Origin of the sequence: Microbacterium sp. NPDC058342 (assembly GCF_042723935.1) — a bacterium.
Classification (GTDB): domain Bacteria; phylum Actinomycetota; class Actinomycetes; order Actinomycetales; family Microbacteriaceae; genus Microbacterium.
The window spans coordinates 572,964-588,109 of record NZ_JBHXID010000002.1 but is presented as its reverse complement, the minus strand read 5'-3'; the positions used below and the strand labels follow the sequence as shown (position 1 = coordinate 588,109).

Genomic DNA, 15,146 nt, shown 5'->3' with positions numbered 1-15,146 from the left:
CCACACCGTACGACCGGGGGCGCCGTCCCTGCACCTCACACGCCGGGACGGCGCCGTTCCGATCACACCGTGCCGTACACCTCGATCTCGAACAGCGAGTACCCGTACGAGGTTCCCCGGGCGGTGCCGTAGATGCGCAGGTACCGACCGGTGCCGTTCAGGTCCGTGAACGCATAGGTGCCGCCGTCGCCGGCGTCCTCCGTCGCCAGCGTCGACCACGACGAGCCGTCGGCGGACATCTCCACCCGGTACTTCCTCGCGTACGCCGCCTCCCAGGTCAGCACCACCTTCGACACGGACGCGCCGGCACCCAGGTCCACGCGGATCCACTGCGGGTCCACACCCTCCTCGCTCGCCCAGCACGTCGTCGTACTGCCGTCGACCGCCTTCGCGCCCTCGAGCCCCGCGGCCTCGATCGACGACGTCGTCACGGGCCTGTTCGCCGAGATCAGCGTGGCACCCCCGGGCTGCTCGGTGGGCGCGCCCGTGCCGCCGTCGATCTCGCTCGCCGGCCAGTGGGGCGTCGGGTCGGACGGGATGGAGAACGCGTCACCGTAGACCGACCAGTTCAGCGGCGTGTGCAGGTCGAGGTTGCCGGCCTGGAGCCAGAGGCGCTGTGCCGTCTCGATGCGGGTCACATCCTCGTGAGCCGCCTCCTTCTTCATCTCCACGACGCGCTCGTCGAGGAACTCGTCGAGGTAGGCGCTCTCGTCGCCGCCCTGGGCGGGCGTGGACGCCGAGGACCGAGCAGCGGAGCGGATGCTCTCCAGCCCTGAGAAGCCGTGCACGACGGCCGCGTCGTAGTATGCGAACTGCCCGAGCGCGCCCAGCCCGTCCCCGATCGCGAGGCTGACGGAGGGCTCGAAGTACCATTCGTTGGCCAGATCCCGCTGTGCGCGCTGGAACTCGGGCTTGTTCGCCTCTGCCACCCAGGCGACCTCGTAGGCGCTCCCGAGGCCGGCATGCGAATCGGTTCCGTCGACGGCTCTGAGGGCAGGCAGATAGCCGGCGAGGCCGTTGTTCGGGTAGTCGTCCGTGTAGCGCTCGACGAGCTCGAGCATGTCGCTCGTGCCCGAGGTGAAGCCGATGATGCCGCCGGTGTAGCCGCGACCGTCATCGATGTCCTCGATGTAGCCGTAGCGGTTGTACCAGTCCAGGTTCGAGTTCTCGGCCGAGGTGATGATCTGCTGCGCGATCTCGCGCTTGACGGGATCCCGAAGCGTGCTGGTGACCGCCGCGTGCGCTGCGCTCACCACCAGCCCCGAGAGGGGGATGACGACCGCCGCGGTCAGCAGGGCGATCAGGGGTCGACGTCGACGCATGATTCCTCCGGTTTCTCTCACATGACGTAGTTTGGAAACATTCTTTACGATGAGTTATACCCGACGGCGATGGCGAGCGCAACGGGTTCGTCCCCGGGCAGCCGATAGCATTCGTGCAATCACTCGACCCGAAGGAAGCCGTGCCCACTCGCCCGACCGGAACCAGCGTCGTCCGTGCCATCAATGCTCGCGGCGCCTTCCGCCTGCTTCTGAGCCAGGGCCCGCTGAGCCGCCCCGAGATCGCCGCTCAGCTCGCCGTCTCCAAGCCCACGGCATCCCACCTGCTCACGCAGCTGCAGGAGAGCGGGCTGGTCAGGAGCGACGGCAATCGCGACGGCGCGATCGGTCGAGCCGCCGAGCTCTTCCGCGTGGACGGCACGGTGGCTCACGCCGCGGCGGTCGACGTCACGCCGGAGCGGATAGCCGCGGTCGTCGTCGACCTCACGGGTGCGCGGATCGGCGAGTTCGAGCTTCTGACGCCCGAGCACGGCGTCCCCGACCCCGGGGCGCAGCTGCTCGCGGCCCTGCGCGGCGCATGCGACGGGACCTCGGTCGCACCCGAAGACCTGCGGCGCGTGGTGATCGGCATCCAGGGTGCGATCGACCCGACGACCGAGCGACTGCGCTTCGCCGCCCACCTGCCCGGATGGCAGGACGCAGCACTGACGCCGACGCTGCGGGAGCATCTCGGCGTGCCCTTCGACATCGAGAACGACGTGAACCTGGTCGCGATCGCCGAGCACGCTCACGGGGCGGCGGTGGGCAACGACAGTTTCGCGGTGCTGTGGGTCTCGGACGGCATCGGCATGGGCCTGATGCTCGGCGGACGGATGCTTCGCGGACGCACGGGCGGCGCCGGCGAGATCGCCGACCTGCCGGTTCCGGGCGCTCCGGTCGCACCGGAGGTGGACGAGCACGAGGCGAGCGGCCTGCAGGCGCTGGCCGGGGCACCCGCGCTCGGCGAAGTGCTCGCGAACCACGGCTTCGACGCCGCAGCACCGGTGGAGGCGATGGCGGCCGCGGCCGCTTCCGACGCAGCCGGAGGCGCGACCGCGCTCGACGAGGTCGCCCGCCGTCTCGCGCTCGGTCTGTCGGCGGTGGTGGCGGTCGTCGACCCCGATCTCTTCGTGCTCGCCGGAGACATCGCGCTCGCGGGGGGCGAGCGCCTGCGCGGTCTCGTCGAGCACCACCTGCACGCCGGAGTCGTCGCGCGCCCCCCGGTGCTGCTCTCCGAGCTGCCGGGCAATCCGGTGCTCGACGGTGCGGTGCGCCTGGCCGTCACGAGCGTGCAGGAGGAGCTGCTGCGCACGATCAGCGGCGGTCAGCCGCGCGCGGCGACGGGCGACTGAGGCGGCTTCGCGCCGGCCGTCTGGCCCAGACGGGGCAGCTTTCGGTGCCCAGGTCGCGATTCGTCCTGGAAAAGCGAGCCTTCCGGCATCCAGGTCGCAGTTCGTCTCGCTCTGGCTCGCGCATACCGGGGCAGACTGCGACCTGGGCGGGTGAGGCGAGAGCATACCGGGGCAAACTGCGACCTGGAGGGCCGAGGCGAGCGGATACCGGGACCGACTGCTCAGTCTGAGCGCCGCAGCGATGGCGAATCCCCCGTGCGGGTCACCACGATGCAGACGCTGACGTGCGTTCGGATCGGCGCGGCGGAGGCGGGATCGGTAGACTTCCGGCATGGCTGACTCTTCGTTCGACATCGTGTCCAAGGTTGACCACCAGGAGGCGGACAACGCCCTCAACCAGGCCCGCAAGGAGGTCGAGCAGCGCTACGACTTCAAGGGCACCGGCGCCTCGATCTCCTGGAGCGGCGAGCAGATCCTCATCGTCGCGAACTCCGAGGAGCGCGCGAAGGCCGTGCTCGACGTGTTCCAGTCGAAGCTCATCAAGCGCGGCATCTCGCTGAAGAGCCTGGAGTCCGGTGACCCCGTCGCCAGCGGCAGGGAGTACCGCATCGTCTCGAGCCTGAAGGACGGCATCTCCAGCGAGAACGCCAAGAAGATCGGCAAGATCATCCGTGACGAAGGCCCCAAGGGGGTCAAGAGCCAGATCCAGGGCGACGAGCTGCGCGTGCAGTCCAAGAGCCGCGACGACCTGCAGTCCGTGATCGCCCTCCTCAAGAGCAGCGATCTCGACATCGACCTGCAGTTCATCAACTATCGCTGACATCCGCCGCATCCCATCGACGGCGGCTCCCAGCCGACGGTGTCGGGCGAGCCGGTAGAGTGCAGCGTGTAGAGCTGGGGCGAGGTGTTAGGGGCACCTCGAGCGCATTCTGGGGAGAGGGGCGACGGTGCACGTCGAACATCAGCGGTTGGGGACTGCGGAGATCACGGCGAAGAAGCAGCTGCTCGCAGAGGGCCTGTTCCACCTGATCGGCGAGCGGATCGCGAGCGGCGAGCTGCCACCCGGCACCCGCATCCGCGACGCGGACCTCGCGAGCGAGCTGGCCGTGTCGCGCACCCCGGTGCGCGAGGCGCTGCAGCGACTGGAGCGCATCGGGCTCGTGATGATGTATCCCAGCCGCTTCACCGAGGTCAGCGAGCTGACGCCCGACTCGGTGCGCACGGCGCACGCCTTCGCCGGCCTTCAGGCCGGGATCGTCGTGCGCCTGTCCTGTCCGCGGCTGACGGATGCGGAGCTCGATGAGGTGTCGTCGCTGATCGCGCGGATCGCGGACGCCGTCGACGATCCCGCCGCCTGCTCCCAGGCCCGCCGGGAGGCCATCGGGTATCTCGCCGTCCGCACGGGCAACCACCTGCAGCAGTCCCTCGTCGACGATGCCAGCATCGCGCTGGCCAGGGCGCTGCGCGGACACGCCATCTCGCCCGAGCACCGACCGCGCCTGATCGAGGGGTGCGCCGCGCTGACCGAGGCGCTGCGAGTGAGAGACGCGGATGCCGCCGAGCACGCCTGCCGGGTGATCTACGGCGTGGACTGAGCGCCCGCGGTCGCCGCCCAACCGGCGACCCAGCGCCCCAACCGGTCGTACGCCTCGTTCCGCGCCTCGCGCCGCGACAGGAAGACGTCGTGCAGCGCGCCGTCGATCCGCTCGACGGTCACCGATCGCCCCAGCCTGAGCGCGGCCCGGGCGATGTCGTCGACGACGAGCACGCTGTCGGCACGCGTCAGCTCGGGCGACCAGCGGGTCGGCACCGCCGTGCGCGCCGAGAGAAGCACGCACACCGGCGCCTCGATGTTCAGCCCCGCGGACACGGCCCGGTGACCCTCCAGGATCGCGTGCAGCCAGGCGGCGTGCACGGTCATGCTCTGCTCCGGCCGCCAGGCCAGGTCGATCTCCATCGGGTCGTCGAGGTCGGCCACCTCGTTCTGCGCGCGCGTGTAGAAGCCCAGATCGATCTGCGGCGCGGCGTCCTTGGGCCACCAGCGCGCCTGCAGCCCCACGACCGGCGCGATCGCCGCGCGCGCGGCGCCGAGCTGGAACTCCAGCCACGGCGAGTTGAGGACGACGGCATCCGCCTCACCCGGATGCCGTGACGCCCACAGGCTGAGGACGAGCCCGCCGGTCGAGTGGCCCAGCAGCACCAGCCGGCGGCCCGTGACATCGCCTCGCGCGGCCAGAGCCGCGGCGATGTCGGCGTCGTATTCCCCGAGGTCGGTGATGTACCCGGGCGTCTGCCCCGGCCGCAGGCTCCGCCCGTACCTGCGCAGATCGAGAGCGAAGAAGCGCGCTCCGCGAGAGGTCCAGAACCGCGCGAGCCGCTTCTGGAAGAAGTAGTCCGACCAGCCGTGCACGTACAGCACGTCGACGTCGGCCAGCGGGCGGCTGTCGTGCAGCCGCCACCACCGTCTGACCGGCGGAAGCGCACGCACCACCGTCGCGACGACCTCGCCCTCGGCATCCGGCTCCAACGTCAGCGTCAGCTGCTCGAACCCGTCGCCGAGCACATCAGGAGCCCACTCGCCCATGCGAGACACCCTAGCGACCGGTCCGCGCGATCACTCCCCGCGCGAGACCTTCACCATGTCCTCACGCGGCACGAGCTTGATGCGCGCCCGCTCGTGCGGGGCGCCCAGGGAGATCTCGTGCTCGTCGAGGCGGTGCCAGCCCTCCAGGTCGGTCCACGACACGCCGCGCTCGGCGAGCAGGGCGGGGATGGCCTCCTCGGAGGGGTCCTCCGGCTGCCACCAGGAGCCCTGATCGTTGATCAGGTGGCGCACCGTCTCCATGGCATCCGACTTGGTGTGGCCGATCAGGCCCACCGGGCCCCGCTTGATCCAGCCCGTCGCGTAGATGCCGGGCACCCGCTGGTTCGACTTGGCCTCGAGCACCTGTCCCTCGCGGTTCGGGATCACGCCGTGCTTCTTGTCGAAGGGCACGCCGGGAAGCGGCGAGCCGAAGTAGCCGACCGCACGGTACAGGCTCTGCATGGCGATCTCGCGCAGCTCGCCGGTGCCCACTGCGCCGCCGGCGCCGTCCGACGCCGTGCGCTCGTAGACGAGCGCCGCGACACGGCCGTTCTCGTCCTTGCGCACCTCGACCGGGCGGGCCCAGAAGTGCATGTGCAGGCGACGGGACGCCGTTCCGCCGGCGTTGTTGACGGAGTCGCGCTTGCGCCAGGACTGCAGGATCCGATCGATCACCATGACCTGCTTGTTGCTGGACACGGCGTCCTTGGACGCTTCGTCGTAGTCGAAGTCCTCGTCGTACACGACCATGTCGACGTCGCGCAGCTCGCCGAGCTCGCGCAGCTCGAGCGGCGTGAACTTCACCTGAGCGGGTCCGCGACGACCGAACACGTGCACGTCCGTCACCCGGCTCGCCTTCAGCCCCTGGTAGACGTTCTCGGGCACCTCGGTGACGAGCAGGTCGTCGGCGTGCTTCGCGAGCATCCGGGCGACATCGAGCGCGACGTTGCCGTTGCCGATGACGCCGACCGACTCGGCATCCAGCGTCCAGTCGCGGGGCACGTCGGGATGCCCGTCGAACCAGCTGACGTAGTCGGCGGCGCCGAAGGAGTGGTCGGCGTCGATGCCCGGGATGTCGAGCCCGGCGTCGCGCACCGAGCCGGTCGCGAAGATGACGGCGTTGTAGTGCCGCTTGAGGTCGTCGAGGGTGAGGTCCGTGCCGAAGCGCACGTTGCCGAACAGACGGATGTCGCCGCGGTCGAGCACGTCGCGCAGCGCCGTGATGATGCCCTTGATCCGCGGGTGATCGGGAGCCACGCCATAGCGGACGAGTCCATAGGGTGCGGGCAGCTGCTCGAACAGGTCGATGGAGACGTCGAACTTGCGCTCGGCCTTGAGCAGGATGTCGGCGGCGTAGATGCCCGCCGGTCCCGCCCCGACGATGGCCAGTTTGAGCTTCGTCATGGGGTTCCTTCCGTCAGCTGCTGCGATCAGCGAGGGTGTCCGCGAACCGGGTCAGCGCGTCGCGCACCGTGCCCTTAGGCAGCGGCTCGAGCGCCGCGATGGCGTCGGTGGTCCAGGTGCGGGCGAGTTCCAGGGTGCGTGCGGTGGCCGCGTGATCGCGCAGCTCGGCGAGCGGACCGTCGAGGATCGCGGGATCCTCGCCGTCGGCGATGCGGGCGACGCCCGCCTCGATACGGCGGGCCAGGTCGACGTCGGCGGGTGCGGTGCCGGTGCTGAGCAGCAGCGATGGCATGGTCGGAACGCCCGCGCGCAGGTCCGTGCCCGGCACCTTGCCGGTCTCCTCGGCATCCGCCGACAGGTCGATCACGTCGTCGAGCAGCTGGAAGGCGACCCCGACCTTCTCGCCGTACACGCGCATGGGCTCCTCGAACTCCGCGGGCGCATCGGAGAAGATCACGCCGCCCTGCGTGGCGGCGGCGATGAGGGAGCCGGTCTTGTCGGCGAGCACCTGCAGGTAGAACCCGATCGGGTCGTCGCCCTGCTGCGCGCCGACCGTCTCGTGCATCTGCCCGAGCACCAGGCGCTCGAACGTGTCGGCCTGCAGCCGCATGGCGCGCTCGCCGTAGCGGGACATGATCTGGCTGGCGCGCGAGAACAGGATGTCGCCCGTGAGGATCGCGACGTTGTTGCCCCACACCCCGTGGGCCGCCGGCACGCCGCGCCGGGTGTCGGCGCCGTCCATGACGTCGTCGTGGTACAGCGAGCCGAGATGGGTGAGCTCGAGCGCCTTGGCGACGTCGATGACCGCGGGGATGTTCCCCTCGCCCAGCTGGGCTGCGAGCAGCGTGAGCACCGGGCGGATGCGCTTGCCGCCGGCCTCGTAGAGGTAGCGCGCCGCTGCGTCCGCGACCGGGTCGGCGACCTTCAGCTCGTCGGCGAGACCCGCCTCGACGAGTTCCAGACCCTCCTCGATGCGCGATGCGATGTGTCGGGCGGCGGGACCGAGGAAGACGCGGTCGCTGAAGCCGAGTCGGCTCGCCAGTCGCGTGCCCGGGGAAGCGGGGCTCGAAGTCACGCTTCCAGCCTACCTGCGCCCGCACCCGTCGACGTTCGTGCCGCTGTGCGGCCGCTCGGCACTCAGGCGAGGGCGTCGACCAGCGGACGGAACTTCACCCTGGTCTCGAGCAGTTCCGACTCGGGGTCGCTGCCCGCGACGATGCCCGCGCCGGCATAGGCGGTGACCCGGCGCGCCCCGGATTCGGCGTCCGGAGCATCCGCGAACTGGGCGCAGCGCAGGGCGATCGCCCACTCGCCGTCGCCCGCCGCATCGATCCAGCCGACGGGGCCGGCGTAGCGCCCGCGGTCGAAGGGCTCGAGCCGGCGGATCGCCTCGATCGCGGCGTCCGTCGGCGTCCCGGCGACGGCCGCGGTGGGATGCATGGCGCCGACCAGGTCCAGCGCCGATGCACTGTCGTCAAGGGCGCCCTCGACGTCGGTCGCGAGGTGGAAGAGGTTCGGCAGCTCCAGGACGAACGGCCGATCGCCGGCGGTCAGCGCCCGGGCGTGCGGACGCAGCGTGGCGAGCACGCTCTGCACGGCGTAGCGGTGCTCGGAGAGGTCCTTGGCGCTGGCGGCGAGCGCAGCGGACGCCACGGCGTCCTCTGCCGGGTCGGCACCGCGCGCGATGGTGCCGGCGAGCACTCGCGCGGTCACCGTCCGTGCGTGCGCCGTCACGAGCGTCTCGGGGCTGGCGCCGATGAGGCCGTCGACCGCGAAGGTCCACGTATCCGGGTACCCGGTGGACAGGGCGCGTACGAGCCGGCGCAGGTCGGCGTCTCCCGGCACGGTGCCGGCGAGGTCGCGGGCGAGAACGACCTTGCCGTACTCGCCCGCCGAGATCTCGTCGAGCGCCTGGCGCACGGCATCCTGGTAGCCCTGCGGGTTCTGCGCGCCCGGGCCGACCCGCCCGGCCCAGTGCGGGCCGTTCGCGATCGGGTCGGGGACCGGGGCGAAATCCGTGTCCGCCGTGCGGATGCGGGTGATCCAGCTGCGCCCGTCGCGGCGACCGATCACGGTGTGCGGGACGACGAGGATGCTCTCCGCCGCCGAGCGCTCGTCGAAGACGAGCGCTCCGAACGCGACGAGCCCGGTGCCGTTCAGGCCGACGGGGTCGTCGATGACGGCGGATTCGGCGATGTCGCGCCACGCGTCGGCCAGCGCATCCGAACGCCGCCGATCGCCGCCGCCGGGGATGCGGACGACCGCCGCCGCATCGTCGCCTGCCGCCACCATCCCCTCGCCGCGGCGCAACCAGGCGAGGGGCCTTGCGGCGGAGGCATGTGACAGCAGATCGTCGACGGGTGGGATCTCGCGGGTCTGCGCGACCAGGCGGATGCTGCTCACCCGTCCAGCCTACTTGTGAGCGGACGACCGGGATGCCGGAGCGTCAGCGCTCGAGACCCAGGGCCTCGAGGCGGTCGAGCCAGGCATCCGCGGTGGCGTCGTCGAACGGCGCCACCCGGGCGCGCACCCGCTCCTCCAGGTCCAGAGCGAGCGACTCCAGGTGGGCGATCACGTCGGCCGGGTAGCCGTACCGCACCAGGTGCTCGGCCCACTCGTCGCGGTCGTCGACCCAGGTGCCGCGCTCCCCCTCGACGCGCACGACGTCGAGATCCATGTCGATGCCGCGGGCGAGGACGGGCAGGTCGTCCTCGGCATCCGCCGGGCCCGTCCAGCGCAGATCCCACGCGAGGTCGATGTAGATGCGCATCCCCTTGGGATGACGCCTGTTCACCGTGAGGGCCAGATCGGCTGCGCCGCGCACGGAATCCGGATGCGGGATGAGGGTCACGTTCGGGCCGGGTGCCGCGAACTCGCGGCCCGGGCGGGTGTTGCGCCATCCGGTCGGCTGGCCCACCCAGACGCCCCACCGATCCTGGCCGAGATAGACGACCTCGTTCGCCCAGTGCGGCGAACCGTCCCACTTGCGCCATTGGACGATCATCGGGGTTCCGGGTTCGGGACGGCTCTCGCTCACCCGGCGAGTCTATGCCCCGGCATCCGCCGCCCGACGGATGCCGGCGCAGAACACGGATGTCGGCAGGATCCCCCGAGTCGCGCCGACATCCGTGTTCCGAGCCGCCCGGTGAAGGCTCGGGGCGGCAGGCGCCGGGCGGACGCGCCTAGGATCGGATCATGGAGCCGAATCGCGCCGACCTCGGCAGAGATCCCTCGCACGTCAGCGGCATGTTCGACCAGGTCGCCGCCGGCTACGACCGCACCAACACCGTGATGACCTTCGGCAACGACGCGCTCTGGCGCGCCGCGACCACCCGCGCGGTCGATCCGAAGCGCGGCGAGCGCATCCTCGACCTCGCCGCGGGCACGGCGTCGTCCTCGGCCTCCCTCGCCGGCAGCGGAGCGCAGGTCGTCGCCGCCGACTTCTCCCCCGGGATGCTGGCGGAGGGCCGGCGCAGGCACGGCCACCTGCCCAACATCACCTTCGTCGAGGCGGATGCCACCGATCTGCCGTTCGGCGACGGCGAGTTCGACGCCGTCACGATGTCCTACGGGCTGCGCAACGTGCAGGAGCCGAAGAAGGCGCTCGCGGAACTGTTCCGGGTCACCAGGGCGGGCGGGCGCCTGGTGATCAACGAGTTCTCCACACCTCCGGGCAGGCTGTTCCGTGGCCTGTACCGCTTCTACAACGCGCAGGTGCTCCCCCGCGTGGCGCGCATCGCCGGCACCAACGGCGACGCATACGACTACCTCAACGAGTCCATCCGCGACTGGCCCGACCAGCGCACGCTGGCGGCCTGGATCCGCGAGGCGGGCTGGACCGACGTCGAGTATCGCAACCTGACGTTCGGGATCGTCGCCCTGCACCGCGCCCGCAAGCCGCTCTCCTGAGTCGTCCCTCTCGCCGGACTCAGCTCGCGGCGAGGCGCCGCTTCTCGGCCTCGACGTCGAAGTCGGCCTTCGGCCACTGCGGGTCGATGTCCTGCAGCGCGTCGATGAGCAGCTCCTGCACCGCGAGCCGGGCGTACCACTTGCTGTCCGCCGGGACGACGTACCATGGCGCGAGCGGTGCGGATGTGCGCTCGATGACCAGCTGGTAGGCGGCCATGTAGTCGTCCCACCGCATCCGCTCGTCGATGTCGCCCGGGTCGTACTTCCAGTGCTTGTCGGGGCGCTCGAGGCGCTCGGCGAGCCGCTGCTTCTGCTCGTCGCGCGAGATGTGCAGCATGACCTTGACGATGCGGACGCCGGATGCCGCGACGCGGCGCTCGAACTCGACGATCGCGCCGTACCGGCGCTCGATCTCGGCGGCGTCGGCGAGCCCCCGCACCCGGCCGATGAGGACGTCCTCGTAATGGGAGCGGTCGAAGACCCCGATGAACCCCGGCTGCGGCAGGCGCTTCTCGATGCGCCACAGGAAGTCCTCAGCCCGCTCCTCAGGGGTGGGCGCCTTGAATGCGGCGAGCTCCACGCCCTGCGGATCGACACCGCCGACGACGTGGCGCACGATGCCGCCCTTCCCCGCCGTGTCCATCGCCTGCAGCACGAGGAGCACCGCACCCTTCGCCTCACCCGCGCGTGAGGCGGCGAAGAGGCGCTCCTGCAGATCACCCAGGACCTCCCGCCTGCGGGCCAGCTCCCGCTTTCCCGCGACCTTGTCGCCGCCGAAACCGGGGTGCGAGCCCGGGTCGACGGCGTCGAGTCGGAAGCCCTCCTCGGCACGCAGGAGCTCACCCGGCCGTGACGTCCACCTGTGCTCTTCCATGCAGACATCATGCCCGGGATCGGCCGGATGTCGGTGGCCCCCGCCACAATCGGCGCATGGACACTTCGCTTCTCGTGATCGTCGTCGCGGTGATCGCCGCGGCTCTGGCGGGCGGGCTGGGCTTCATGATCGGCACCCAGCGCGGTCGCTCGACCGATGCCGCCGGCCGCGCGGATGCCGAGGCGGCGCGCCTGCGTGTCGGCGCGCTGGAGAGGGAGGCCGAGGCGCTGCGCGAACAGGTGTCCTCCCGGGTGCAGGAGGAGCGCGCCCTCGGGGAGCGCCGGGTCGCCGAGACCCGAGAACGGGGTGAGGCTGCCGTGGCGAGCGCGAAGGACGAGGCCGCGGCGCGCCTGGCAGAGGCTCGCGCCGAGCACGTGCGGCGCCTCGCGGAGGTGCGCCAGGAGGCGGATGCCGATGTCGCCGCCGAGCGCGCCCGCGCCGCTGAGCGGCTCGACGAGCTGAGAGCCGATCAGAAGCGACTGTCCGACGAGTTCGACGCGCTGAGCAGGAAGGCCCTCGAGGCGAACACCCGAGCGTTTCTGGAACAGGCGGAGGAGCGACTCAAGCGCAGCCACAGCGAGGGCGCGGCCGAGCTGCAGAAGCGACAGGACGCCGTGCAGCAGCTGATCGAGCCCATCCAGAAGACGCTCGACACGGTCAAGACCGAGATGACCAGCGCCGAGCGCGCCCGCCTCGAGGCGAACGCGGCGCTCACCGAGCAGCTGCAGTTCATGCGTCAGTCCTCCGAGACCCTCGGCTCCGAGACCCGCAACCTCGTCAACGCCCTCCGGGCGCCGCAGGTGCGGGGGCGCTGGGGCGAGCTGCAGCTGCGCCGCGTGGTGGAGGTCTCGGGCATGGTCAACCACGTCGACTTCGACGAGCAGCTGCACCACGCCACGGATGACGGAGCCCTGCGCCCCGACCTGGTCGTGCACCTCGCGGGCGACAAGCGCGTGGTCGTCGACTCGAAGGTGGCGTTCAGCGGCTACCTCGAGGCGATGGAGGCGACCGACGACGCCGTCCGCTCGCAGCGGCTGCAGGCGCACGCCCGGCATCTGCGCAAGCACATCGACGACCTCGGAGCGAAGCAGTACTGGGACGTGGTCGCCGGCTCGCCCGAGTTCGTGGTGATGTTCGTCCCGGCCGAGCCCTTCCTCGCGGCCGCACTGGACCAGGACGCGACGCTCTACGAGTACGCGTTCGAGCGGAACGTCGTGATCGCCACGCCGTCGACGCTCATCGCGCTGCTGCGCACGGTCGGCCACGCCTGGCGTCAGGACCAGCTCGCGCAGGAGGCGCAGCAGATCTTCACGGTCGGGAAGGAGCTGCACAAGCGCCTGGGCACGCTCGGCCAGCATCTCGCCAAGCTCGGGCGCAGCCTGAACTCCACGGTCGACGCCTACAACCGCTTCGCGGGTTCCCTGGATCGCAACGTCGTCACGCAGGCCCGCCGGTTCAGCGCCCTGCAGGGCCTCGACGACGTGCTCGGCGACACGTCTCCGGTCGAAGCGCTCGCGATCGCCCCGCAGAAGAGCGACCTGTACGACGCCGCACCGGCCGCCGACATCGAGGACGAGCGCTATGCCAGCGCCGATCTCGGCGATGTCACCCAGCGCCTGGAGTGACGCGCCGCCGACGGGTCATCGCTCCAGCGGGACCTCGATGATCTGCGGTGCTGTGACGGGCGAGGTGAGCGCCTGATCCAGCGCGGAGCGGGTCGTGGCCCGAGCGAAGTCCCAGCCGTAGGCCGCCGCGATCTCTCGCAGGTCGGCGGCATGCGGGGTGTAGAACGCGCGGTCGAGATCGGCCTTCGGAGCGGTGGCGGCCACCTCGAGCCCGTCGAAGATCGAGCCGCCGCCGTCATTGCCGACGACGACCTGAATGCGAGGGCGCGGCTCATCCGGCGGCAGCAGCAGCGCGCCCACATCGTGCAGGAACGCGAGATCGCCGAGCAGCACCCGCGTCACACCCGGTGCGCCTTCGGCCTGGCTGGCCGTGGCGATGCCGATCGCCGTGGCGATCGTGCCGTCGATGCCCGCGAGACCGCGATTGGCGTGCACGGGGACCTTCTTGCCACCGAGCACCTGATCGGCCACCCGCACGAGCCGGGACGACCCGAACACGAGCCGGTCATGCGGCCACGTCGCCCGCCACACGGCATCCGCCAGGAGTTCGCGGTCGACGCGCCGTCGCACGGCGTCGAGCTCCGCGCGCACGGCTCCGAGACGGGCCGCCCTGTCGTCCGAATACAGCCCGTCCTGATCCGGCGCGGGCGCGCTCAGGTCGACGGCTGCGGCCGCCGAGGCGTTCATCCACGCCCCGAGCCACAGCCGATCAGCCGGACCCTCGGCCACGGCGGCCGCCGCCACCGCGCGTGTTCGCCCGTTGAGGTTCAGCTCCTCGCCTCCGCGGCGCACGGCGACCACGTCCACGTCGGTGCGCGCCAGCAGCGCCGCGACTTCGCGACTGAGGGTCGGATGCCCGAAGACGACGGCGCGCTCGATCCGCCCTCCCAGCGACTCGTCGCGAAGCAGCGCACGATACCCGTGCACGAGCAGGCGACCGTACCGGGCGCCGCTGACGACCTCGGCGATCAGCGGCCACCCACCGTCGTGCGAGAGTCCCTCGGCATCCGGTCCGGCGTCCGCTCCGGCGATCACGACCGTCCGCGGGCCGCGTTCGAGCACGGTCGGCGCCGGAGCCGGCAGGGCGGGCGCCGAGCCCGAGGGAGCGGAGAAGTCAGCCGCGGCCGACAGCGGCTCACGCGCAGGAAGATTGAGGTGCACAGGTCCGGCGACGCCGGGAAGTCCCGCGCCGGCGACCCCTCGCGCTGCGGCGAGCGCCGGGTCGGCGAGATGCGCCCAGCTGGGCGTGCCGTCGGGTGCGGCCGGCACCTCGGCGTCCGCCGCGAACCGCACGAACGGACCGAAGATGCCCGGCTGCACTGTCGCCTGGTTGGCACCGATCGCCCGCAGCTCCGGTGGCCGATCGGCGGTGAGCAGCACCAGCGGCACGCCGGAGTGGAAGGCCTCCATCGTCGCGGGCAGCAGGTTGCCGACCGCCGTGCCCGAAGTGCAGACGACCGCAACCGGAAGCCCGGTCTCCCGGGCGATGCCGAGCGCGGTGAAGCCGGCGACCCGCTCGTCGATCCGCACGTGCACACGCAGCGCACCGGAGCGGGCGAGCGCGATCGCGGCGAGCGCGAGGGCCTGCGAGCGCGATCCGGGTGAGAGCACGAGATCGCGCACACCGCGCCCCACGAGGCCGGTGAGAAGCTCTGCCGCCGCCTCGCTCGCGGGCGAATCGGTCACGAGCGCGGATCCGCGCCGTCGGACTCGTCGTCCAGACGCGCCAGCTCCGCCTCGAGCTCGCGGATGCGGGCGTCCTGCTCGGCGGTGCTCATCCGCCGCAGCGCTTCGGGATCGTCATCGGGACCGGTGACGTACCCGGTGTCGACGTCTCCCCGGCGCAGGCGCCCGAGGGTGAACCACAGAATGCCCCCGATGACCGGCAGCAGCACCACGATGAAGACCCATGCGGTCTTCGACACGCCACGGTGCCGCGATGCCGGCTGCACGGCGCAGTCGACGATGCTGTACACCCAGAACACCACCGCGAGGAATCCGCCGATGATCAGGAAACGTGCCATGCCTCCAGTGTAGGTCGCGCCGGCACGCCCGGGCCCGGGTGAGCGCAAGCGCCAG

The 15,146-nt window shown here is 71.3% G+C and carries 14 protein-coding genes; 5 read left to right on the top strand and 9 right to left on the bottom strand.

The features are described from left to right. Positions 1-62: 62 nt before the first annotated feature. Entirely contained in the window at positions 63-1,322 is a 1,260-nt protein-coding gene (locus ACFWHT_RS12685; protein ID WP_378829060.1) for a chitosanase, read from the bottom strand. Between the two features lie 140 nt (positions 1,323-1,462). On the opposite strand from ACFWHT_RS12685, the gene ACFWHT_RS12680 reads away from it, so the two are divergent. The 3 genes from ACFWHT_RS12680 (at position 1,463) to ACFWHT_RS12670 (ending at position 4,266) form a co-directional block, all read left to right on the top strand. Beyond that, entirely contained in the window at positions 1,463-2,671 is a 1,209-nt protein-coding gene (locus ACFWHT_RS12680; RefSeq protein ID WP_378829057.1) for an ROK family protein, read from the top strand. Positions 2,672-3,002: 331 nt separating this feature from the next. Beyond that, a complete protein-coding gene (locus tag ACFWHT_RS12675; protein WP_378829055.1) occupies positions 3,003-3,491 on the top strand; it encodes a YajQ family cyclic di-GMP-binding protein in 489 nt (162 codons plus the stop codon). A 127-nt stretch (positions 3,492-3,618) separates the two neighbouring features. After that, positions 3,619-4,266, top strand: a complete 648-nt coding sequence (locus ACFWHT_RS12670; RefSeq protein ID WP_378829053.1) for a GntR family transcriptional regulator — start codon at positions 3,619-3,621, stop codon at positions 4,264-4,266. Here ACFWHT_RS12670 and ACFWHT_RS12665 read toward each other — a convergent pair. From ACFWHT_RS12665 to ACFWHT_RS12645, 5 genes are all read right to left on the bottom strand, one after another. Beyond that, entirely contained in the window at positions 4,251-5,255 is a 1,005-nt protein-coding gene (locus ACFWHT_RS12665) for an alpha/beta hydrolase (protein WP_378829051.1), read from the bottom strand. The two genes, ACFWHT_RS12670 and ACFWHT_RS12665, sit on opposite strands and share 16 nt — an antisense overlap. Positions 5,256-5,285: 30 nt before the next feature. Further along, positions 5,286-6,659, bottom strand: a complete 1,374-nt coding sequence (locus tag ACFWHT_RS12660; protein WP_378829049.1) for an FAD-dependent oxidoreductase — start codon at positions 6,657-6,659, stop codon at positions 5,286-5,288. 13 nt (positions 6,660-6,672) lie between these two features. After that, on the bottom strand, positions 6,673-7,734 hold the full coding sequence (locus tag ACFWHT_RS12655; RefSeq protein ID WP_378829046.1) for a polyprenyl synthetase family protein: 1,062 nt from the start codon (positions 7,732-7,734) through the stop codon (positions 6,673-6,675). Between the two features lie 62 nt (positions 7,735-7,796). Beyond that, complete coding sequence (locus ACFWHT_RS12650) at positions 7,797-9,062, bottom strand: isochorismate synthase MenF (protein WP_378829044.1); 1,266 nt, start codon at positions 9,060-9,062, stop codon at positions 7,797-7,799. A gap of 43 nt (positions 9,063-9,105) precedes the next feature. Beyond that, the gene (locus ACFWHT_RS12645; protein ID WP_378829042.1) at positions 9,106-9,696 is read right to left on the bottom strand and encodes a hypothetical protein; all 591 of its coding nucleotides are present in this window, start codon (positions 9,694-9,696) and stop codon (positions 9,106-9,108) included. A 158-nt stretch (positions 9,697-9,854) separates the two neighbouring features. Here ACFWHT_RS12645 and ACFWHT_RS12640 point away from each other — a divergent pair, with 158 nt between their 5' ends. Beyond that, on the top strand, positions 9,855-10,568 hold the full coding sequence (locus ACFWHT_RS12640) for a class I SAM-dependent methyltransferase (protein ID WP_378829040.1): 714 nt from the start codon (positions 9,855-9,857) through the stop codon (positions 10,566-10,568). Between the two features lie 19 nt (positions 10,569-10,587). Here the strand turns inward: ACFWHT_RS12640 and ACFWHT_RS12635 are convergent, their stop codons facing one another. Continuing rightward, positions 10,588-11,442 (bottom strand): PPK2 family polyphosphate kinase, encoded by an 855-nt coding sequence (locus tag ACFWHT_RS12635; RefSeq protein WP_378829038.1) that lies wholly within the window; start codon positions 11,440-11,442, stop codon positions 10,588-10,590. Between the two features lie 56 nt (positions 11,443-11,498). Here ACFWHT_RS12635 and rmuC point away from each other — a divergent pair, with 56 nt between their 5' ends. Further along, positions 11,499-13,067 carry a DNA recombination protein RmuC gene (gene rmuC / locus ACFWHT_RS12630; protein WP_378829036.1) on the top strand — a complete coding sequence of 523 codons (1,569 nt, stop codon included), beginning with the start codon at positions 11,499-11,501 and terminating at the stop codon, positions 13,065-13,067. 15 nt (positions 13,068-13,082) lie between these two features. Here rmuC and menD read toward each other — a convergent pair whose 3' ends face one another. After that, entirely contained in the window at positions 13,083-14,753 is a 1,671-nt protein-coding gene (gene menD / locus ACFWHT_RS12625) for a 2-succinyl-5-enolpyruvyl-6-hydroxy-3-cyclohexene-1-carboxylic-acid synthase (RefSeq protein ID WP_378829034.1), read from the bottom strand. Next, positions 14,750-15,091 carry a PLDc N-terminal domain-containing protein gene (locus ACFWHT_RS12620; protein ID WP_378829032.1) on the bottom strand — a complete coding sequence of 114 codons (342 nt, stop codon included), beginning with the start codon at positions 15,089-15,091 and terminating at the stop codon, positions 14,750-14,752. The genes menD and ACFWHT_RS12620 overlap by 4 nt, the downstream gene beginning before the upstream one ends. Positions 15,092-15,146 lie beyond the last annotated feature (55 nt).

Excerpts from the sequence above, each read along its gene's own strand:
- ACFWHT_RS12635 (WP_378829038.1), bottom strand. The coding sequence starts at position 11,442 with ATGGAAGAGCACAGGTGGACGTCACGGCCGGGTGAGCTCCTGCGTGCC.
- ACFWHT_RS12660 (WP_378829049.1), bottom strand. The coding sequence starts at position 6,659 with ATGACGAAGCTCAAACTGGCCATCGTCGGGGCGGGACCGGCGGGCATC.
- ACFWHT_RS12675 (WP_378829055.1), top strand. The coding sequence starts at position 3,003 with ATGGCTGACTCTTCGTTCGACATCGTGTCCAAGGTTGACCACCAGGAG.
- ACFWHT_RS12620 (WP_378829032.1), bottom strand. The coding sequence starts at position 15,091 with ATGGCACGTTTCCTGATCATCGGCGGATTCCTCGCGGTGGTGTTCTGG.
- ACFWHT_RS12665 (WP_378829051.1), bottom strand. The coding sequence starts at position 5,255 with ATGGGCGAGTGGGCTCCTGATGTGCTCGGCGACGGGTTCGAGCAGCTG.
- ACFWHT_RS12685 (WP_378829060.1), bottom strand. The coding sequence starts at position 1,322 with ATGCGTCGACGTCGACCCCTGATCGCCCTGCTGACCGCGGCGGTCGTC.
- rmuC (WP_378829036.1), top strand. The coding sequence starts at position 11,499 with ATGGACACTTCGCTTCTCGTGATCGTCGTCGCGGTGATCGCCGCGGCT.
- ACFWHT_RS12640 (WP_378829040.1), top strand. The coding sequence starts at position 9,855 with ATGGAGCCGAATCGCGCCGACCTCGGCAGAGATCCCTCGCACGTCAGC.